Source organism: Micromonospora zhanjiangensis, from assembly GCF_042650605.1.
Taxonomy (GTDB): domain Bacteria; phylum Actinomycetota; class Actinomycetes; order Mycobacteriales; family Micromonosporaceae; genus Micromonospora_J; species Micromonospora_J zhanjiangensis.
Genome location: NZ_JBHSBN010000009.1, coordinates 136,694 through 157,227, shown reverse-complemented (window position 1 = coordinate 157,227; position 20,534 = coordinate 136,694). Strand labels below are relative to the sequence as shown.

Genomic DNA, 20,534 nt, shown 5'->3' with positions numbered 1-20,534 from the left:
TGGCTGGTGGTGAGCACGTTCGACTGCTCGAACAGCAGCCAGTCCAGGTCCGAGGCGTCGTCGGCGGGTGGCCGGGAGGTGAGCACCGCGCGAGTTTCACCGCCCCCGGCGGTCGGGACAACCGTGCTGCCGGTTCCTGGACAGTCGCCGCCACGGACGCTCCGTCGGCTCGTCCGGCGCAGCGGCGTGGTGGGCGAGCAGCTCGCCGACGCCGCCCGGTGCCGTGGGTCGCGACTGATCCGGTCGGCGGCCATTCTGCTGCGGGGCCGAGGGTGGCGGCGGATAGGCTGCGGCATGCTCACCGACACAGCGCCCGAAGCGATCAACGGAGTCATCTTCGACTTCCACGGCACGCTGGTTGATGGCGGCGACGCCCGTCGTTGGATCGAGGCCGCTCTCCGGCGCCTGGCCGAGGACGGAAACGCGGAGCCGGAGCTGAGCGCCGACCAGATCACGGGCCTGCGTGAGCATCTCGACCAGATCTGGCAGCACGCCCACACGATCGACCCCAGCAGCGAGCGCGACCTCAGCCACGAGCGTCATCGGGACGTCTTCAGCAGGACGGTGGCGCTGTATCCCGGCATCAAACCCGACCTGATCGCCGCACTGTACGCGGTCATGCCGGATCAGTGGACGCCCTTCGTCGACACCCTCCCCGTCCTCCGGGAACTCAGGTCACGCGGCATCAGAATCGTGCTGCTGTCCAACATCGGGCTGGACATTCGTCCGCTCCTGGACCGAGTTGGCCTGAGTGGTCTCCTCGATGGCGTAATGCTGTCCTTCGAGGTGGGTCTGGTGAAGCCCGACCCGGCGATCTTCGCCCGCGCGCTGGAACTGCTCGACGTTCCGGGCAGCCAGACCCTGATGGTCGGCGACAGCCCCAGGGACGACGTCGGCGGAGTCTCCCTGGGGATTCGGACGCTGATCCTGCCTCGGACCGAAGGCCCGGTTCACGGCCTGAAAACGGTCCTGCACATGGTCGGGAACTCCCCGGCAGTCGAGGACGCAGTGATCGTTAACGTCTGAGCCGTCGTTCGATCGGCGTGTCGAACGGCTGAGACGTTAACGATCACAGGCAGCCACGTGCGGCGGGCGGGCTTGAGGCTCGTAGGGCGTCGGGGCGAGGCCGTTAGGCTCGACGGGTGGAATCCGTACCGTTCTTCGTGGCCGGCCGGGCGGTCCACGGCGAGGGCGAGACGACCGTCCGGCATCCGTACGACGGTCGGGTCGTGGGGCGGACCAGCGTGGCCGCCGCCGATCAGGTGGAGGCGGCGGTGGCCGGGGCCGCGGCGGTGGCCGCCGAGGTGGCGGCGCTGCCGGCGCACGTCCGGGCCGCCGCCCTCGATCACGTCTCGGGGCGGCTCGCCGAGCGCGCCGACGAGGTCGCCGAACTGATCACCGCCGAGAGCGGGAAACCGGTCAAATGGGCCCGGGTCGAGGTGACCCGGGCGGTGTCGACGTTCCGGTGGGCGGCCGAGGAGGCCCGGCGGTTCAGCGGGGAGGTGCAGCGGCTGGACACCGACCCGGCGGCCACCGGCCGGCTCGCCCTGGTCCGCCGGGTGCCGCGCGGCCCGGTGCTGGGCATCACGCCGTTCAATTTTCCGCTCAACCTGGTCGCCCACAAGGTCGCGCCGGCGCTGGCGGTCGGCGCCCCGATCGTGGTCAAGCCGGCGCCGGCCACCCCGCTGACCGCGCTGCTGCTCGGTGAGCTGCTGGCCGAGACCGACCTGCCGGCCGGCTGCTTCTCGGTGCTGCCGCTGCCGAACGACCGGGCCGCCGACCTGGTCGCCGACCCCCGGCTGCCGGTGGTCTCGTTCACCGGTTCCGGCCCGGTCGGTACGGCGATCCGCCGGGCGGTGCCGGACAAGCACGTCACCCTCGAACTCGGCGGCAACGCGGCGGTGGTGATCTGCGAGGACTGGTCGTCCGACGAGGACCTCACCCGGGCCGCCGGACGGATCGCCACCTTCGCCAACTACCAGGCCGGGCAGAGCTGCATCGCCGTGCAGCGGGTCTACGTGCACGAGTGGCTCTACGACGGGTTCCTGCCCCGGCTGGTGGCGGCCGTGCGGGCGCTGCGCAGCGGCGACCCGGCCGACCCGGACACCGACGTCGGGCCGCTGATCGACGAGGCCGCCGCGAGCCGGGTGGAGCAGTGGGTGGACGAGGCGGTCGCGGCCGGCGCGGAGATCGCGACCGGCGGCCGGCGAACGGGTACGACGTACCCGCCGACGGTGCTCACCGGCGTGCCCCGGGACGCCCGGGTGAACACCGACGAGGTGTTCGGGCCGGTGCTGACGGTCGCCCCGGTGGCCGGCACCGACGCCGCCTTCGCCGCCGTCAACGACTCCGGGTACGGGCTGCAGGCCGGCGTGTTCACGCACGACCTGCGGACCGCGTTCGCCGCCCACCGCGCCCTCGCCGTGGGCGGGGTGATCATCGGAGACGTGCCGTCGTACCGGGCCGACCAGATGCCGTACGGCGGGGTGAAGGGCAGCGGCGTCGGCCGGGAGGGCGTCCGCAGCGCGATGGACGACTACACCGAGCCCCGCGTCCTGGTCCTCACCGGCATCGACCTGTGACCGTCACCCGCCGCCAAGGGCGGCCGGGTGGGGTGCTTCGGCGCGTTGTTCGGGGGGTTCGTGGGGTTCTGTCGCACACTGTCTGTGCAGCTTGATGCCGGTGTTGACGACGGGGCGGGGTAGCCTGTCCGCCGGATCCACCCGGACGGACAACATGACGGCGAGGTGAATGATGGCGGTACGACGCGGTGTGACCCGGTTCGCGACGGTGTTCCTGCTGTTCGCCGGTCTGGTCGCGGTCGGGTCGAGCCCGGCTCTGGCCGCCGACGAGGCCAAGGTGGGGCTGCGGGTGCCCGACAGCTTCACCGCCGGGTCGTCCGGACAGGTCGTCGTCACGGCGAGCCGGAAGGGCAAGGAGTGCGTGGTCGCGCGCACCGCGCTGGCGATCGAGCTGCGCGGCCTGGAGGCCGACCAGATACGGGTCGAAGCCATGGTCGGCCGGGACTGGCAGCCGGTGGGCCTGTCCGGCGTCGGGGTCGGCACGGTGGCCACGTCGCCGACGCAGCCGGAGCGGCCGATGCTGTGCGAGAAGCGGAACGTGGCGGTCCGCTACCGGGTGACCTTCCTGAGCGGGGTGACCTCGGGCACCGCGACGGTGGTGGCCCAGGTCTCCGCCGCCGACGGCAACGTGCTCGGTCGTAAGACCGACACCGCCCGGGTGGCCGGCCGCAAGGCGTCGTCGTCGACCCCGTCGGCCACGCCGTCCGCCGCGCCGAGCCCGAGCGCCGTCTCCGACGAGCAGGGCATCGCGGCCAGCAGCGCGCCGGCGGTGGCCGCGCCGGTGCAGAAGTCGAACTCCGGCGGTGGTTTCGGGCTCGGCGGCATGGTGATGGTGGTGGGCCTCGGCATGGTCGGCATCGGGGCCGCGCTGCTGGTGGTGCTGCTGCGGCGCAACCGCCGCGACCGGGAGCCGGCGGCCGACGACGGGTACCAGCCGGTCCCGCCGGTGGTGCCGGCGCAGTATCCGCCCCGGTTCCCGGGCACCGGGCCGTTCCCGCCCCGGCCCGCGGCTGCCGACGCGACCGTCGTGATGCCCCGCCTGCCGAACCAGCCCTGATCACGGCGTGGCGCCGGAGGCCGGGCCGGCTCGACTAGGCTCAGGCCCGTCCATCGTCGCCCATGCCGAGGAGCAAGACCGTTGTCTGACCTGTCCCAGATCGTCAAGGCGTACGACGTGCGTGGCATCGTCCCGGACCAGTGGGACGAGCGGGCGGCCGAGGCGCTGGGCGCCGCGTTCGCGCAGTTGCTGCGCGAGTCCCCGACCGGCGACGCGTCGGCCGATCGCGCCGCGGACCGGGTGGAGACGGTGGTCGTCGCGCACGACATGCGGGACTCCTCGCCCGGCCTGGCCGCCGCCTTCGGCGCCGGGGCCCGGTCCGAGGGACTGTCGGTGATCGAGGCCGGTCTCGGCTCGACCGACATGCTCTACTACGCCTCGGGCGTGCTCGGCCTGCCCGGCGCGATGTTCACCGCCAGCCACAACCCGGCGAAGTACAACGGCATCAAGATGTGCCGGGTTGGTGCCCGGCCGATCGGCCAGGACTCCGGCCTCGCCGAGATCCGGGACCGGGCCCAGGCCATCCTCGACGGCGGTACGGACCGTCCCGCCGACCGGCCCCGGGGCGACTCGCGGCGGCGGGACCTGTTGGCCGACTACGCGGCGCACCTGCGCGGGCTGGTCGACCTGTCCGGCATCCGGCCGCTGAAGGTGGTGGTCGACGCCGGCAACGGCATGGGCGGCTACACCGTGCCGGCGGTGCTCGGCGACGCCGTGCTGCCGGCCCTGCCGCTGACGATCGTGCCGCTCTACTTCGAACTCGACGGCTCGTTCCCGAACCACGAGGCCAACCCGCTGGACCCGGCGAACCTGGTCGACCTGCAGCGGGCCGTCCGGGAGCACGGCGCCGACCTGGGCCTGGCCTTCGACGGGGACGCCGACCGCTGCTTCGCCGTCGACGAGCGGGGTGAGCCGGTCTCCCCGTCGGCGATCACCGCCCTGGTCGCGGTCCGCGAGCTGGCCAAGCACCCCGGATCGACGGTGATCCACAACCTGATCACCTCGCGCGCCGTACCGGAGATCGTCGCCGAGCACGGCGGGCGGCCGGTGCGCAGCCGGGTCGGGCACTCGTTCATCAAGGCCGAGATGGCCCGCACCGACGCGGTGTTCGGCGGTGAGCACTCCGCGCATTACTACTTCCGCGACTTCTGGTTCGCCGACACCGGCATGCTGGCCGCGATGCACCTGCTGGCCGCGCTCGGCGAGCAGGACCGCCCGCTGTCCGAGCTGGCCGAGAAGTACGAGCGGTACGTCGCCTCCGGTGAGATCAACTCAACGGTGCCGGACCAGGCCGCGAAGATGTCCGAGGTGCGCCGGGCGTACCCGGACGCCGAGGCGGACGAGCTGGACGGGCTGACCCTGCGCTTTCCCGACGGCGCCTGGATCAACCTGCGGGCCTCCAACACCGAGCCGCTGCTGCGGCTGAACGTGGAGGCGCCCACCGCCGAGCGGATGACCGCGCTGCGTGACGAGGTGCTCGGCCGGGTCCGCGCCTGAGCTCGCCTGGGTGATCCTTCGGCAGCCGGTCGGCGCCGACGCGATTAGGATCCTCAGCGCCGGGGGACACTGCCGACCGTCCGCCCGAAAAAGAGTGGAAGGAGCCCGGATCGTGGCCCTCGACCCGCAGTTGCTGGAGATCCTCGCCTGCCCGGACACGCACCACGCCCCGCTCGACTACGATCCCGCGGCCCAGACGCTGACCTGCACCGAGTGCGCCCGGGTCTTCCAGGTCCGGGACGACGTACCGGTGCTGTTGCTGGACGAGGCCACCGGTGGTCCCGGCGGATCGGCGGGGAACGGTCAGTGATCGGAAACGTGGCTGGAGGACGAGCCTGACATGGGCGGCCCTGAGATGGACGGCACCAGCGGACTGAGTGGCCGACGCGTGGTGGACGAGGCGACGCTCGACGACGTCGAGGCACTGGCCGAGGGCGATCCGGGCGGCATGCTCCGGTTCACCGCCTCCGCCGGCGCCCAGGTACGCGAGTCGGCGAGCCTGGCCGCGGAGGCCAACCTCGCCGTACTCGGCGACGAGGGACGGCCGCGGGCGGTGGTCATCGCCGGGATCGGCACGGCCGGTCGTACCGGGGACGTGCTGGCCACGGTCGCCGGGCCGCGCTGCCCGGTGCCGGTGATCCCGCACCGCAGCGCGGGGGTTCCCGGCTGGGTCGGCGCGGCCGACGTGGTGATCGCGATCAGCGCGTCCGGGCGCAGCCCGGAGGCGCTCGCCGCGGCCGAGGCGGCGGCCCGGCGCGGCGCCCGGCTGGTCGCGGTGGGCGCGCCGGACTCCCGGTTGCAGTCGATCGCCGAGGGCGCCCGGGCACCGTTCGTGCCGGTGCCCCGGCGGGCACCGGCCCGGGCCAGCCTGTGGGCGCTGACCGTGCCGGTGCTGCTGGTCGGCCGGGCGCTGGGCATGGTGAAGGTCAACGAGGCCGACCTGGCCGAGACGGCGGCCCGGCTGGACGCCGACGCCGACCGCTGCCGGCCGACCGCCGAGTCGTTCGTCAATCCGGCGAAGTCGCTGGCCCTGGGCCTGGCCGGCTCGATCCCGATCGTCTGGGGTTCGTCGCCGCTGGCCACCGTCGCCGCCCGCCGGTTCGGCGACACGCTGTCGGCCAACGCCCGCTACCCGGTGGTCGCCGGTGCGCTCGGCGAGGCCGGGCGGGGCCGGGTCGGCCTGCTCGACGGCGTGTTCGGCGGGCTCGGCGAGGCCACCCGGGACATTTTCGCCGACCCGGACGACGGTGCCGACGGGCAGACCCGGCTGCGGGTGGTGCTGCTGCGCGACGGCGGCCTGAACGCCGACGACGACACCGACGAGCCGCTCGCGGTCGAGGAACGCCGGGCGGACGCGGTGCAGACCCTGGCCGAGCGGCGCGGCGTGCGGTGTGACGTGGTGACCGCCGAGGGCGGCTCCGCCCTGGAACGGCTCGCCTCGCTGGTCGCGGTACCCGACTTCAGCTCGATCTACCTCGCCCTGGCACACGGCCTCGACCCGATGGCGGTTCCCGCCGTCACCGAGATGAAGGAGCTGGCCAACCAGTGAACAGTTGTAAGCAGTTGGCCGTCGGGGTGCCGTCGTGAGTGCGGGGGGTGGCACCAAGGCCATCGTCGCGGCGCTGCTGGCCAACCTGGGCATCGCCGTCACCAAGCTCCTCGCGTTCATCCTGACCGGGTCCTCGTCGATGCTGGCCGAGTCGTTCCACTCGGTGGCCGACACCGGCAACCAGGCGCTGCTGCTGCTCGGTGGCCGGCGGGCCAAGAGGGGCGCCACCCCGAAGCACCCGTTCGGCTACGGCCGGGAGCGCTACGTCTACGCGTTCATCGTGTCGATCGTGCTGTTCAGCCTCGGCGGACTGTTCGCCCTGTACGAGGCGTACCACAAGTTCCAGCACCCGGAGCCGATCACCGCGTGGAAGTGGGTGCCGGTGGCGGTGCTGCTGGTCGCGGTCGGGCTGGAGGGCTTCTCGTTCCGGACCGCGATCCACGAGTCGAACCAGATCCGCGGCAACACCTCCTGGAAGGACTTCATCCGCCGGGCCAAGGCCCCGGAGCTGCCGGTGGTGCTGCTGGAGGACTTCGGCGCCCTGGTCGGTCTGCTCTTCGCCCTGGTCGGCGTCGGGATGACGCTGGTCACCGGCAACGGCATGTGGGACGCGGCCGGCACCGCGATGATCGGGCTGCTGCTGGTGACCATCGCGATCATCCTGGCCGTCGAGACGAAGAGCCTGCTGCTCGGCGAGGCGGCCAGCCTGACCGACCTGGCCAGGATCGAGCAGGCGATCCTCTCGGGGGACGACGTGCAGAGTGTGATCCACATGCGGACCCTGCACCTCGGTCCGGAGGAGCTGCTGGTGGCGGCGAAGATCGCGGTCTCGCCGAACGAGCGGGCCGAGGACGTGGCCCGGGCCATCGACGCGGTCGAGAGCCGGATCCGGGAGGCCGTACCGATCGCCCGGGTGATCTATTTGGAGCCGGACATCTACAGCGCTCGAACGGCCGCGCAGGGCCCGAAGACCGGTACGTCGGCGCCGCCGCCCGCCGACGGCACCGGGCCCGGGTCGGCGGGACAGCCGACCGCCGCCGGGTCGCCGGAGCGCTGACGTGGAACCGCTGCGCGGCCGGATCCGGGACTACGCCTGGGGATCGCGTACCGCGATCGCCACGTTGCAGGGTCGGCCGGTGCCCAGCGCCGGGCCCGAGGCCGAGCTGTGGCTGGGCGCCCACCCGGGCGCGCCGGGCCTGGTCGACCGCCCCGACGGGCCGGCCAGCCTGGCCGACCTGGTCGCCGCCGAACCGGCCGACTGGCTCGGCCCGGAGGTGACCGCCCGGTACGGCGACCGGTTGCCGTTCCTGCTGAAGGTGCTGGCGCCGGAGGCGCCGCTGTCGCTGCAGGCCCACCCGGACGCCGAACAGGCCCGGGCGGGCTTCGCCGCCGAGGAGGCGGCCGGGGGCGACGGGCCGCGCAACTACGTCGATCCGTACCACAAGCCGGAGATGCTGGTCGCGGCGTCGCCGTTCGAGGCGCTCTGCGGGTTCCGGGACCCGGCCCGCTCGGCCGAGGTGCTGGCGGCGTTCGGCGTCGCCGCGCTGGACCAGGTCGTGGCCGCGTTGCGGACCGGCCCGGCCGGGCTTCCCGACGCGGTACGGACGCTGCTGGCCTGGCCCTACTCCGAGCGGGGCAAGCTGCTGGACGCGGTACGCGCGGCCGACGTGCCGGCCGACTTCGACGCGTCGGCCGGACTGCTCCGGCGGCTGGCCGAGCGGTATCCCGAGGATCCCGGCGTGCTGGTCGCGCTGCTGCTCAACCACGTCATCCTGGCGCCCGGTGAGGCGATCTGGATGCCGGCCGGCAACCTGCACGCCTACCTGCACGGCGTCGGCGTGGAGATCCTGGCGGCCAGCGACAACGTGCTGCGTGGCGGGCTGACCCCCAAGCGCGTCGACGTCGCCGAGCTGATCCGGGTGCTGCGTTTCGAGGTGCTCGACGACCCGGTGTTCGGCGCGGTGCCGGTGGCCCCGGGAGTGGTCACCTGGCCGGTGCCGATCGGGGACTTCGCCCTGCACGGGGTCCGGCCCACCGACGACGGGCCGGTGCGCCTGGACCTGCCCGGTCCGCGGGTGGTGCTCTGCTGGTCCGGCCGGATCGAGGCACGGGACGAGCGCGGCGCGGTCGTCCTGGGCCGCGGCGAGGCGGCCGTCGGCCCGGCCGGCGCCGGCCCGCTCCTGCTCTCCGGCACCGGCGAGGCGTACGTCGCCTCGGTGGGCACCGACGAGGGCTGACAGGGAGCCGGACGGGCGGGGCTGCTCGCTCCACGGAGTCGGAAATTCCGGATCCGCTTGACATGCCGTGTGCGCTGAGTAACGTGATGGATACGCGGTGTTATTGGAGTCGCCATCCGGGGCGCCGCGGCGAGACCAAACCGGGGGGATGCGCGGGGCGGCTGGGTTGACGGGCGGTTACTCCGCCCGTGGCCTGCCGTCCCGCGCGCTACGTCCACCCATGCCGTACCCCGCCCGGTTCGGCGCGTGCCGTACGCCACCCGGGCCGGGCATGCCGCCACACCACGTTCCCCCGGCGGTCATCCTGTCCGCGTAAGGTGGAGGGTCGCGCAGCAGAGCAGACCCGTCCCGTCCGTACGACAGGAGCTTTCATGACCAGCACCCTCCCGACGCGCTCGACCGGTGCGTCGACCGAGGCCCGGCCCGGCACTCTTGCCGAGGGCGACTACAAGGTGGCGGATCTGTCGCTCGCCGAGTTCGGGCGCAAGGAGATCCGGCTGGCCGAGCACGAGATGCCCGGCCTGATGGCGATCCGCCGCGAGTTCGCCGACGCACAGCCGCTGCGCGGAGCCCGGATCACCGGGTCGCTGCACATGACCATCCAGACCGCCGTGCTGATCGAGACCCTGGCGGCGCTCGGTGCCGAGGTCCGCTGGGCGTCGTGCAACATCTTCTCCACCCAGGACCACGCCGCCGCGGCCGTCGTGGTCGGCCCGGACGGTACGCCGGACGCGCCGGCCGGCATCCCGGTCTACGCCTGGAAGGGCGAGACGCTCGAGGAGTACTGGTGGTGCACCGAGCAGGCGCTGACCTGGCCCGGTGAGGGCCCCAACATGATCCTGGACGACGGCGGCGACGCGACGCTGCTGGTGCACCGGGGCGCCCAGTTCGAGGGCGTCGGCGAGGTGCCGCCGATCGAGAGCGCCGACTCCGAGGAGTACGCGGTCATCCTGGGTGTGCTGCACCGGACGCTGGCCGAGAACCCGCAGAAGTGGACCCGGATCGCCGCCGGCATCAGGGGCGTCACCGAGGAGACCACCACCGGCGTGCACCGGCTCTACGAGATGCACCGGGACGGCACCCTGCTCTTCCCGGCCATCAACGTCAACGACTCGGTGACCAAGAGCAAGTTCGACAACAAGTACGGCTGCCGGCACTCGCTGATCGACGGCATCAACCGGGCCACCGACGTGCTGATCGGCGGCAAGGTCGCGGTCGTGTTCGGCTACGGCGACGTCGGCAAGGGCTGCGCGGAGTCGCTGCGCGGCCAGGGCGCCCGGGTGGTCATCACCGAGATCGACCCGATCTGCGCGCTGCAGGCCGCGATGGACGGCTACCAGGTCGCCACGCTCGAGGACGTGGTGGAGACCGCCGACATCTTCGTCACGGCGACCGGCAACTTCAACGTGATCACCGCCGAGCACATGGCCCGGATGAAGCACCAGGCCATCGTGGGCAACATCGGCCACTTCGACAACGAGATCGACATGGCCGGCCTGGCCAAGCGCTCGGACGTCCAGCGGATCAACATCAAGCCGCAGGTCGACCTCTGGCAGTTCGACAACGGCCGGGCGATCATCGTGCTTTCCGAGGGCCGGCTGCTGAACCTGGGCAACGCCACCGGGCACCCGAGCTTCGTGATGTCGAACTCGTTCGCCAACCAGACCATCGCGCAGATCGAGCTGTTCACCAAGTCGGACGAGTACCCGATCGGCGTGCACGTGCTGCCCAAGCACTTGGACGAGAAGGTGGCCCGTCTGCACTTGGACGCGCTCGGCGCCAAGCTGACCGAGCTGACCAAGGAGCAGGCCGCCTACCTGGGCATCCCGGTCGAGGGGCCGTTCAAGCCGGACCACTACCGGTACTGAGCGCTCCGACCCGTACGACTGAACCTTTTTCAACCTCCCCTTGCGGGCCGTCGTCGGCCGAGGTCGAAGGCGGTGCTTGCGCGCCGCGCGGTTCAGGTTGAAAAAGGTTCACTGGACGGGCCGGCCGGGGTGACCTGGCCGGCCCGTCCGGCGTCTGCGGGGTGCGACCGGCGGTGGGGCACCGGTCACGGCTGCCGGGGGGATTTGACACCGCCGAACCGGTGCGAGAAGGTAGGCTGCCCTTACTTAGGAATGCCTTACCTGTCCGCCGGAGGTCCCCATGTTCGCCACCTACCTGATCGGCCTGCGCGAGGGCCTGGAGGCGGCACTGGTGATCAGCATCCTGGTCGCCTTCCTGGTGAAGTCCCAGCGCCGCGACCGGCTACCCCAGGTGTGGCTCGGGGTCGGCTCGGCCGTGCTGCTCAGCGTGCTGTTCGGTTGGCTGCTCACCTACACCAGCACCACGGTGCTCGACTCCTCGGCGGAGCGGGAACTGTTCGACGCGATCACCTCGGTGCTGGCCGTCTGCTTCGTCACCTGGATGATCTTCTGGATGCGCCGGGCGGCCCGGTCCATCGCCGGTGAACTGCGCGGCAAGCTGACCGACGCGCTGGCCCTCGGTTCGCTCGCGGTGCTGTTGATGGCCTTCCTCGCGGTGATCCGGGAGGGCCTGGAGACGGCCCTGATCTTCTTCTCCGCGGCGCAGACCGTCGGTGGCCAGAACGGCCCGCTGTACGCCCTGATCGGTGGCCTGCTCACCTCGGCCGTGCTCGGCTGGCTGCTCTACGCCAGCGCGGTGCGGATCAACCTCTCCACCTTCTTCACCTGGACCGGCGCGCTGCTGATCCTGGTCGCCGCCGGCATCTTCAAGTACGGCGTGCACGACTTCCAGGAGGCGGGCGTGCTGCCCGGCCTGAACTCGCTCGCCTTCGACATCTCGAACGTGCTGGAGCCCGGCACCTGGTACGCCACCCTGCTGTCCGGCATGTTCAACATCACCCCGGCGCCCTCCGTGCTGGAGGTGATCGCCTGGTTCGCCTACGGCATCCCGGTGCTCGTCCTGTTCCTCAAGCCCACCCGCCGCGGCCCGGCCAAGCCGGCCACGTCCGCGCCGGACCGTGCCACCCCCGCAGACCCGGCCGCCGCGCCGCAGAACGCCTGACCGCAGGAGACCGATCGATGCGTACCAGCAGGATGCTCGCCCTCGGCGCCGCCGGCGCCACCGCCGTCGCCGGCCTGGCCGGCTGCGGCGGGTCCGGCGACAAGACCGCCGGTGGCACCGGCCCGATCGCCGTCAAGGCGACCGACACCAGTTGCGACGTCGGCCGGACCGACCTGCCGGCCGGGGCGCACACCTTCACGGTGACCAACTCCGGCGCCAAGGTCACCGAGTTCTACATCTACGCCTCCGGTGACCGGGTGATGGGCGAGGTGGAGAACGTCGCCCCCGGCCTGAGTCGGGAGCTGAAGGTCGAGTTGCCGGCCGGGACGTACGAGACGGCCTGCAAGCCGGGGATGAGCGGCAAGGGCATCCGGGCGGCGCTGCGGGTCAGCGGCTCGGCCGTGCCGCTCGCCGCGGACGCCGCGCTGGCCGCGGCGACCGAGAACTACCAGCGGTACGTGCGCAGCCAGACCGACGCCCTGGTGCAGAAGACCGGCGAGTTCGTCGCGGCGGTCAAGGCCGGCGACGTGGCGAAGGCCAAGGCCCTCTACCCGGTGGCCCGCACCTACTGGGAGCGGATCGAGCCGGTGGCTGAGATCTTCGGCGACCTGGACCCGAAGATCGACGGCCGGGAGGACGTCGTCACCGAGGGCATGGAGTTCACCGGCTTCCACCGGATCGAGAAGGACCTCTGGACCACCGGCGACATCAGCAAGGACGGTCCGATCGCGGACCGGCTGATGGCCGACGTCAACGAGGTGGTGGCCAAGGCCAACGCGGAGAAGCTCTCCCCGCTGAAGCTTGCCGGCGGCGCCAAGGAACTGCTCGACGAGGTCGCCAGCGGCAAGATCACCGGCGAGGAGGAGCGGTACTCGCACACCGACCTGTGGGACTTCAGCGCCAACGTGGAGGGCGCCAAGGCGGCGATCGCGGCGCTGCGGCCGGCCCTGGAGCAGCGGTCGCCGGAGCTGGTCGGCACGCTGGACAAGGAGTTCGCGGCGGTGGAGGCCACCCTCGGCAAGCATCGCGCCGGCGACGGCTGGAAGCTGCACACCGAGCTGTCCAAGGCCGAACTCAAGGAACTCTCGGACGCGGTGAACGCACTGGCCGAGCCGGTCAGCAAGGTCGCGGCGGTCGTCGCCCGATGACCGGCGGCACGACGGACGATGGGGCGGGGCGGGTCTCCCGGCGCCGGGCGATGACCCTCGCGGGCGTCGGCGTGGCCGGGGTGGCCGGCGTCGCGGCCGGGGCCGGCGCCCTGGTCCGCGGCGCGGTCGACCACGCGGCGGCCCCCGCCGACACCGCCTCCGGCGCCGTGCCGTTCTACGGCGAGCACCAGGCCGGGATCACCACCGCGGCCCAGGACCGGCTGCACTTCGTGGCCTTCGACGTGATCACCACGGACCGGGCCCGGCTGGTCGACATGCTGCGCGAGTGGACCGCGGCGGCGGCCCGGATGACCGCCGGCAAGGACGCCGGCATCTACGGCGCGGTCGGCGGTACGCCGGAGGCGCCCCCGGACGACACCGGCGAGGCGCTCGGCCTGCCCGCGTCCGGGCTGACCCTGACGGTGGGCTTCGGCGCGACGCTGTTCCGGGACGCGTCCGGGCGGGACCGGTTCGGCATCGCCGCGCGGCGTCCGGCGGCGCTGGCCGACCTGCCGCACTTCGCCGGGGACGCGCTGCGGCCGGAGATCTCCGGCGGCGACCTGTGCGTCCAGGCGTGCGCCAACGACCCGCAGGTGGCGGTGCACGCGATCCGCAACCTGGCCCGGATCGGCATGGGCGTGGTGAGCGTGCGCTGGTCGCAGCTCGGCTTCGGGCGTACCTCGTCCACCTCGCGCGACCAGGCCACCCCGCGCAACCTGTTCGGCTTCAAGGACGGCACCGCCAACCTGAAGGCCGAGGAGACGGACCTGCTCCGCGAGCACCTGTGGGCGCAGCCGGGCGACGGGGCGGACTGGATGGCGGGCGGTTCCTACCTGGTCACCCGCAAGATCCGGATGCTGATCGAGACCTGGGACCGGACCTCGCTGGCCGAGCAGGAGACGATCGTCGGCCGGACCAAGGGCAGCGGTGCGCCGCTGGGCGGGAAGGCCGAGTTCGACGAGATCGACTTCGCCGCGCCGGGTCCGGACGGGCAACCGGCCATCGACCGGGCCGCGCACGTACGGCTGGCCCACCCGGACTTCAACAACGGCGCCCGGTTGCTGCGCCGGGGCTACAACTTCGTGGACGGGTCGGACGGCCTGGGCCGGCTGGACGCGGGCCTGTTCTTCATGGCCTACCAGCGGGACCCGCGTCGGCAGTTCGTGCCGATCCAGACCCGGCTGGCCCGCCAGGACCTGATGAACGAGTACCTGCGACACGTCTCCAGCGGGCTGTTCGCCTGCCCGCCCGGGGTCCGGGACGCGACCGACTACTGGGGCCGCGGCCTCTTCGGCTGACCGTCGCACCGACCGGCCCCGGGCCGCTCCCGCCGGTCGGGCCGGCCGGCCCGGCACGCTCCCGCGGGCGGGTCGGGCCGCTTCCGACCGCCCGTTCGGGGTGGGATTTCGGGTACGAGATCGGAAAGCGGGTGGAGCGGGTCCCACGAATCGGAACGGGGATGCAAATATTGGTGCCATGAGAGCCCGGGTACTGGTGGTCGACGACGACCCCGCGCTGGCCGAGATGCTCGGCATCGTGCTACGCAGTGAGGGCTTCCTGCCCTCGTTCGTGGCGGACGGTGAACGGGCGTTGGCCGCCTTCCGGGAAAATCGTCCCGATATCGTGCTGCTCGACCTGATGTTGCCCGGGATGAGCGGTATCGACGTGGCGCGGGCGATCCGGTCCGAGTCGGGCGTCCCCATCGTCATGCTCACCGCCAAGAGCGACACCGTTGACGTGGTGCTCGGGCTGGAGTCCGGCGCCGACGACTACGTGGTCAAGCCGTTCAAGCCCAAGGAGCTGGTGGCCCGGATGCGGGCCCGGTTGCGCCGGGGCGAGGACGCGGCGCCGGAGATGTTGACCATCGGCCCGCCCGGCAACCAGATCAGCATCGACGTGCCGGCCCACACGGTCAGCCGGGACGGCGACGAGGTCAAGCTGACCCCGCTCGAGTTCGACCTGCTGGTGGCCCTGGCCCGCAAGCCGCGTCAGGTGTTCACCCGGGAGGTGCTGCTGGAGCAGGTCTGGGGCTATCGGCACGCCGCGGACACCCGGCTGGTCAACGTGCACGTGCAGCGGTTGCGTGCCAAGATCGAGCCGGATCCGGAGCGACCCGAGATCATCCTGACGGTGCGCGGAGTGGGGTACAAGGCCGGCACCGGATAGCCTGGTTGCACTGTGGCTCCGCCCGTGATCTCCACCTCCACCTTCGTCGACCGCGCCCGTACCGCCGGGCGCGGGCTGCGGCGTGCCGTCACCGGGCGTACGACGGTGCTGCTGGCCGGGGCGCGCCAGACCTGGCGGCGTTCGCTGCAGGTCCGAGTGGTCACCATCACCCTGGTCGCGTCGAGCCTGCTGGTGGGCGGCTTCGCCTACCTGGTGGCCGACAAGATCACCAACATCCTGCTGGACAACGCCACCGCCGACGTCCGGGACCGGCTGGTGAACGGCCGGGTGTACGCCATGAACCAGACCAGCGTGCACAACCAACCGTACGAGCCGAAGCTGCAGGACACCCTCGGCAACACGGTGGACTACCTGGCCGGCGGCGACCCGAAGCAGATCGGCGGGGTGGTGGTGGCGCTGACCGCCGACCGGTACGAGGCCATCGCGCCGCGTACCTCGGCGCCGAAGGCGGACGTCCTGTCCATGATCAGCCCGGCGCTGCGTCGGACGGTCGACGCCGGCAACATGGCCTCCCAGATCCGCACCGGCGACCTCGGCAGCGGCCGGACGATCTACCTGGTCTACGGCTCACCGGTGCCGACCAAGTTCGGCCAGGTGGAGCTCTACTACTTCGTACCGCTGACCCGGCAGGACGACACGGCGGCCCAGGCCCGGTCGACGGTGCTGGCCACCGGCGTCGCCCTGGTCCTGCTGCTCGGGCTGCTCGCCGCGCTGGTCACCCGGCTGGTGGTCACCCCGGTCCGGGTCGCCGCCCGCACCGCGCAGCGGCTGTCGGCCGGGCTGCTCGACCAGCGGATGGCGGTCAACGGCGAGGACGACCTGGCGTTGCTCGCCGCGTCGTTCAACCAGATGGCCAGCAACCTGCAACGGCAGATCGTCCGGCTGGAGGAGATGTCCCGGCTGCAACGCCGGTTCACCTCGGACGTGTCGCACGAGCTGCGCACCCCGCTGACCACCGTACGGATGGCCGCGGACCTGATCTTCGCCGAGCGCGACGAGTTCGACCCGGCGGTGGCCCGCAGCGCCGAGCTGCTGCAGGCCGAGCTGGACCGGTTCGAGAGCCTGCTCACCGACCTGCTGGAGATCAGCCGGTTCGACGCCGGGTTCGCCATGCTGGACGCGGAACCGACCGACCTGGTCCCGGTGGTCGACCGGGTGGTGGACCGGCTGTCCGGGCTGGCCGACCGGGTCGGCGTACGACTGCGGACCGACCTGCCGGACGGCCCGGTCATCGCCGAGGTCGACCCGCGCCGGGTCGAGCGGATCCTGCGCAATTTGGTCGGCAACGCCGTCGAGCACGGCGAGCGCCGACCGGTCGACGTCGTCCTGCGCGCGGACAGTTCGGCCGTCGCGATCACCGTTCGGGACCGGGGGATCGGGTTGAAGCCGGGCGAGGAGAAGCTGGTGTTCAACCGGTTCTGGCGGGCCGACCCGTCCCGGGCCCGGCAGACCGGCGGCACCGGCCTCGGGCTGTCGATCAGCCTGGAGGACGCCCGGCTGCACGGCGGCTGGCTGGAGGCCTGGGGTGCCCCGGGCCAGGGCGCCCAGTTCCGGCTCACCCTGCCGGCCCGGGCGGGCGACCGGCTGACCTCGTCACCGCTGCGACTGGTGCCCGCCGACGCGAGTCTGCCGTCGGTCGGCGACGGCGCCGCGCTGGCCATCGGTCCGGGCAGCACCGCCGGAGCGCTGGCGATCGGTCCCGGTACGGCCCGCGGCGACGCCACCCCGGCGGAGGTGACCGGGTGAACCGCCGGCGCACCGGGTTGGCGGCCGGGACGGTGCTGCTGGCGCTGATCGCCGGCTGCGGCATCCCGGACGGGACCGAGGTCCAGGTCGACGGCCCGGTCGCGACGCCGCTGTCCGGCCGGTCGGGCGCGTCGGGCGCCGAGCTGCCGACCCGGTTGTCCACCGTCGACCCGGGTCAGTTCGTGGTGAACTACCTGAAGCAGGCGGCGGGGGAGACCGGCGGCGCCTACGAGCGGGCCCGCGGTTTCATCGCCCCGGAGGACCGGGAGTTGCTGCGGGTGCGGCAGGGCAACGAGGTCACCATCAACATCGTCCGGATCGCCGAGACCGTGCCGGTGGCGGTGCCCGACGTGGTGACCAACCGGAGCCGGGTCACCCTGCCGGTGCAGCAGGTCGGCGTCCTGCACGCGGACGGTTCCATCACCCCGCCGCTGCCCGCCGCGCCGTCGTCGTACACCTTCACCGTGGGCCAGCGGCCGTCCGCCGTGCCCGGCGGCCGGGAGGACAGCGGCCTGTGGCTGTTCCGGCCGCCGGACACGCTCCTGATGAGCACCGACGCGCTGCGCCGCTACTACCGCTCCCAGACGATCTACTGGTGGAGCGGCGTGGACCGGCCGGTCCTCGTCCCGGACCGGCGTTACCTGGCCGACGTGGTGCCGGTGGAACGGCGGGCGACCGAGGTGCTCGGCTGGCTGACCGGCGGCCCGCCGGACTGGTTGACCGGCACGGTCCGGCCGCTGCCGGACGGCACCAAGGTGGTCGGCAACGTGCCGCAGACCGAGGACCGGTTGGAGGTGCCGCTGTCCGCGCCGGCCGGTTCGCTGGACGACCCGGCGGAACTCGACCGGCTGGCCGTGCAGCTGGCCTGGTCGCTGCCGGACTTCCACGGCGACATCGAGCTGAAGATCCGGAACCAGACGCCCACCACCGGTGACGCCGACGACTTCCGGCAGCAGGTCAAGCCGGCCGACCGGGCCGGTGACCCGCCCCAGCGGTACGTGGTCAACGGTGGCACGGTCCGGCCGATGACCGGCGCCGAGCCCGCTCCCGAACTGGTCAACAACCAGCAGAACCGCAACGTGGTGGCCGCCGGGGCGACCCGTAACCAGGGCACCTTCGCGGTCGCGCTGGTCACCACCAACGGCAGCACCAGCCGGCGTCGGTTGCAGGTCGGCGTGGGCCTGGTGCCGGTGACGATGTCGAGGACCAGCACCGAGGCGTTCGCCTCGATGGGGCGCCCGGTGTGGCTGAAGGGCACCGATCCGGCGGCTCCGGTCGGCCTGGTGGTGGCGGACGGGAAACTGCGGCGGTTCGACCCGACCGCCGTGCTGACCAAGGTGGCCGGCGTGCCGGACATGACCGCGGTGGGCGTCTCGTTCGACGGCCGCCGGATCGCCTACACCGCCGCCGACGGCGGGCTGTACGTCGCCGCGTTGAGCACGGACGGCGGCACCCTCACCGTCGGACCGCCCCGCCGGTTGGCCATCTCGCTGCGCAAGGCCACCGCGGTCGACTGGATGAGCGAGGACTCGCTGGTGGTCGCGGGCCAGGGGGCCGACGGGCAGACGGCCGTCTACGCGGTGGCGGTGGACGGCACCGAGGAGAACCCGCTCACTCCGCCCGGAGGCAAGGTGACGCAGGTCGTCGGCTACCCCAACAACCAGGTGATGGCGGAGGCGAACGGAGCGGCCTCGATGGGTTTCGGCCAGTTCCGTCGGGTCGAGCCCTACGAGGTGCCCGGCGCGGCCGCCGGCAGCAGCCTGACCGCGCCGTTCTTCCTGTACTGACCGGCGATGGGCCGCTGACCCGATGGGCCGCTGGGCCGACCTGGCCGATCTCGTCCTGCCGGCGGAGTGCGCCGGTTGCCGGGGCGAGCGGGTGCCGCTGCGCCGGGGCGTCTGCGCCGGCTGTGCGGCCGCGCTGACCGCGCTGCGGCCCAGGCCGGTACGCCCCACGCCCGCGCCGGCCGGCCTGCCGCCCTGCGTGGCCCTCGGGCCGTACGACGGGGCGCTGCGGCAGGCCCTGCTGGCGTACAAGGAGCGCGGGCGGCACGGGCTTGCCGTACCGCTGGGTGGGTTGCTGGCCGAGGTGGTGGCCCGGGCGGCCGGCGGGCCGCGACCGGTGCTGCTGGTCCCGGTCCCGGCGACCGCGGCGGCGGTCCGGGCCCGGCACGGCGATCATCTGGTCCGGCTGGCCCGGCACGCGGCGCGGCGGCTGCGGGCCGCCGGCTGGCCGGTCGGGGTGGTCCGCCCGTTGCTGGCGGCGCCGCGGCCGGACTCCGCGACGTTGGACAGCGCGGGCCGGGCCGCGGCCGCCGCACAAGCCTTCCGGGTACGCCGGAGAGCCCTCCGCCGGTTACCGTCCGTGTGCGCCGGCCGAACGGTGATCGTGCTCGACGACATCGTCACGACCGGCGCCACCCTGGCCGCTGTTACCGGCGTGTTAACGCAGGTCGGGGTGCCTGTGCAGGCCGCGGCGGTGCTCGCCGGAACGGTCCGCAGGGGTCGCGGGTAACGCTGGGTGGTGCCCATTTCACCCGAAAGTGCCGACCCCGGAAAACTTCTCGAAGCGGTCCGGCCGGTGGGGGTGACTACGGCCCGCACAGGGGTTAGCGTCATCTTCACCTGGGGTACGACGGAGGTTCATCCTCGTTCCCCGGCGGGTTGCCGAAAGGAGGCATCGCCGATTGCCAACCGGTCGACGCCGTCAGGAGAGAGCCCGGGGGTCTCGTCGGCCGGACATCTGTACTGCACGACCGTCCGCACGTCTGGAGGTCACGCGTGGATATCGTGGTCAAGGGCCGCAACGTCGAAGTGCCGGATCACTACCGGGTACACGTCGCCGACAAGCTCGCGAAGATTGAGCGATACGACCATAAGATCATTCGGGTCGACGTGGAGCTGTTTCACGAACGGAATCCGAGACAGACCGACCATTGCCAACGGGTGGAGATCACCTGCGTCTCCCGCGGACCGGTGATCCGCGCCGAGGCGTGTGCGAGCGATTTCTACGCCGCACTCGACGCCGCCTTCGGCAAGCTCGACAGCCGACTACGCCGGGCCGCCGACCGGCGGCGGGTGCACCGCGGCCGGCGCGCGCCGGTCTCCGTCGCCGCCGCCACCGCCGACCTGCCGGTGGCCGGCCTCGACGACGCGCCGATGTTCGGTTCCGGCGCCGGCACGGCCACCGCGACCGTCGCCCGGCCCGACACCGCCGATCCCGCCCTGGACGGCTATGGCTACGACGACGAGGACGACCAGCCCTGGCACATCGCCCGGGAGAAGGTGCACCCCGCCGAGCCGATGACCGTCGACGACGCGCTGCACAACATGGAACTCGTCGGCCACGACTTCTATCTCTTCCTGGACAAGGAGTCCGGCCGGCCGAGCGTGATCTACCGACGCCGCGGCTACGACTACGGGATCATCGCACTCGAGGCCTGACCTCGACCCGGTGACGCGTCGACGGGGCGGTCCGCCGTGCACGACGGCGGACCGCCCC

General features: G+C 72.6%; 17 protein-coding genes. All 17 read left to right on the top strand.

Going from position 1 to position 20,534, the window contains the following annotated elements; genetic code table 11:
- Nucleotides 1–9: 9 nt before the first annotated feature.
- The 17 genes from ACFOX0_RS15870 (at nucleotide 10) to hpf (ending at nucleotide 20,476) form a co-directional block, all read left to right on the top strand.
- Nucleotides 10–1,026: an HAD family hydrolase gene (locus tag ACFOX0_RS15870; protein ID WP_377546231.1), complete on the top strand. Its 1,017-nt coding sequence runs from the start codon at nucleotides 10–12 to the stop codon at nucleotides 1,024–1,026.
- A 116-nt stretch (nucleotides 1,027–1,142) separates the two neighbouring features.
- Nucleotides 1,143–2,582: an aldehyde dehydrogenase family protein gene (locus tag ACFOX0_RS15865; protein WP_377546229.1), complete on the top strand. Its 1,440-nt coding sequence runs from the start codon at nucleotides 1,143–1,145 to the stop codon at nucleotides 2,580–2,582.
- A 172-nt stretch (nucleotides 2,583–2,754) separates the two neighbouring features.
- The gene (locus ACFOX0_RS15860; protein WP_377546227.1) at nucleotides 2,755–3,639 is read left to right on the top strand and encodes a hypothetical protein; all 885 of its coding nucleotides are present in this window, start codon (nucleotides 2,755–2,757) and stop codon (nucleotides 3,637–3,639) included.
- 81 nt (nucleotides 3,640–3,720) lie between these two features.
- On the top strand, nucleotides 3,721–5,136 hold the full coding sequence (locus ACFOX0_RS15855; RefSeq protein WP_377546225.1) for a phosphomannomutase/phosphoglucomutase: 1,416 nt from the start codon (nucleotides 3,721–3,723) through the stop codon (nucleotides 5,134–5,136).
- A gap of 112 nt (nucleotides 5,137–5,248) precedes the next feature.
- The gene (locus ACFOX0_RS15850) at nucleotides 5,249–5,446 is read left to right on the top strand and encodes a Trm112 family protein (protein ID WP_377546223.1); all 198 of its coding nucleotides are present in this window, start codon (nucleotides 5,249–5,251) and stop codon (nucleotides 5,444–5,446) included.
- Nucleotides 5,447–5,491: 45 nt separating this feature from the next.
- Nucleotides 5,492–6,685, top strand: coding sequence for an SIS domain-containing protein (locus ACFOX0_RS15845; protein ID WP_377546363.1), 1,194 nt, complete (start codon nucleotides 5,492–5,494; stop codon nucleotides 6,683–6,685).
- A gap of 34 nt (nucleotides 6,686–6,719) precedes the next feature.
- Nucleotides 6,720–7,742 carry a cation diffusion facilitator family transporter gene (locus ACFOX0_RS15840; protein WP_377546221.1) on the top strand — a complete coding sequence of 341 codons (1,023 nt, stop codon included), beginning with the start codon at nucleotides 6,720–6,722 and terminating at the stop codon, nucleotides 7,740–7,742.
- 1 nt (nucleotide 7,743) lies between these two features.
- The gene (gene manA, locus ACFOX0_RS15835; RefSeq protein WP_377546219.1) at nucleotides 7,744–8,922 is read left to right on the top strand and encodes a mannose-6-phosphate isomerase, class I; all 1,179 of its coding nucleotides are present in this window, start codon (nucleotides 7,744–7,746) and stop codon (nucleotides 8,920–8,922) included.
- 371 nt (nucleotides 8,923–9,293) lie between these two features.
- A complete protein-coding gene (gene ahcY / locus ACFOX0_RS15830) occupies nucleotides 9,294–10,790 on the top strand; it encodes an adenosylhomocysteinase (protein ID WP_377546217.1) in 1,497 nt (498 codons plus the stop codon).
- A 280-nt stretch (nucleotides 10,791–11,070) separates the two neighbouring features.
- Nucleotides 11,071–11,952, top strand: coding sequence for an iron uptake transporter permease EfeU (efeU, locus tag ACFOX0_RS15825; RefSeq protein ID WP_377546215.1), 882 nt, complete (start codon nucleotides 11,071–11,073; stop codon nucleotides 11,950–11,952).
- 17 nt (nucleotides 11,953–11,969) lie between these two features.
- A complete protein-coding gene (gene efeO / locus ACFOX0_RS15820; protein ID WP_377546213.1) occupies nucleotides 11,970–13,100 on the top strand; it encodes an iron uptake system protein EfeO in 1,131 nt (376 codons plus the stop codon).
- Complete coding sequence (gene efeB, locus ACFOX0_RS15815) at nucleotides 13,097–14,398, top strand: iron uptake transporter deferrochelatase/peroxidase subunit (RefSeq protein WP_377546211.1); 1,302 nt, start codon at nucleotides 13,097–13,099, stop codon at nucleotides 14,396–14,398. Before efeO ends, efeB begins: the two co-directional genes overlap by 4 nt.
- A gap of 178 nt (nucleotides 14,399–14,576) precedes the next feature.
- Nucleotides 14,577–15,266, top strand: a complete 690-nt coding sequence (gene mtrA / locus ACFOX0_RS15810) for an MtrAB system response regulator MtrA (protein WP_377546208.1) — start codon at nucleotides 14,577–14,579, stop codon at nucleotides 15,264–15,266.
- Nucleotides 15,267–15,341: 75 nt separating this feature from the next.
- A complete protein-coding gene (mtrB, locus tag ACFOX0_RS15805) occupies nucleotides 15,342–17,033 on the top strand; it encodes an MtrAB system histidine kinase MtrB (RefSeq protein WP_377546360.1) in 1,692 nt (563 codons plus the stop codon).
- A complete protein-coding gene (locus ACFOX0_RS15800) occupies nucleotides 17,030–18,820 on the top strand; it encodes an LpqB family beta-propeller domain-containing protein (protein WP_377546206.1) in 1,791 nt (596 codons plus the stop codon). Before mtrB ends, ACFOX0_RS15800 begins: the two co-directional genes overlap by 4 nt.
- A 22-nt stretch (nucleotides 18,821–18,842) precedes the next feature.
- Nucleotides 18,843–19,547 carry a ComF family protein gene (locus ACFOX0_RS15795; protein ID WP_377546204.1) on the top strand — a complete coding sequence of 235 codons (705 nt, stop codon included), beginning with the start codon at nucleotides 18,843–18,845 and terminating at the stop codon, nucleotides 19,545–19,547.
- Between the two features lie 266 nt (nucleotides 19,548–19,813).
- Nucleotides 19,814–20,476, top strand: a complete 663-nt coding sequence (hpf, locus tag ACFOX0_RS15790) for a ribosome hibernation-promoting factor, HPF/YfiA family (protein ID WP_377546358.1) — start codon at nucleotides 19,814–19,816, stop codon at nucleotides 20,474–20,476.
- The last annotated feature ends 58 nt before the right edge of the window (nucleotides 20,477–20,534 follow it).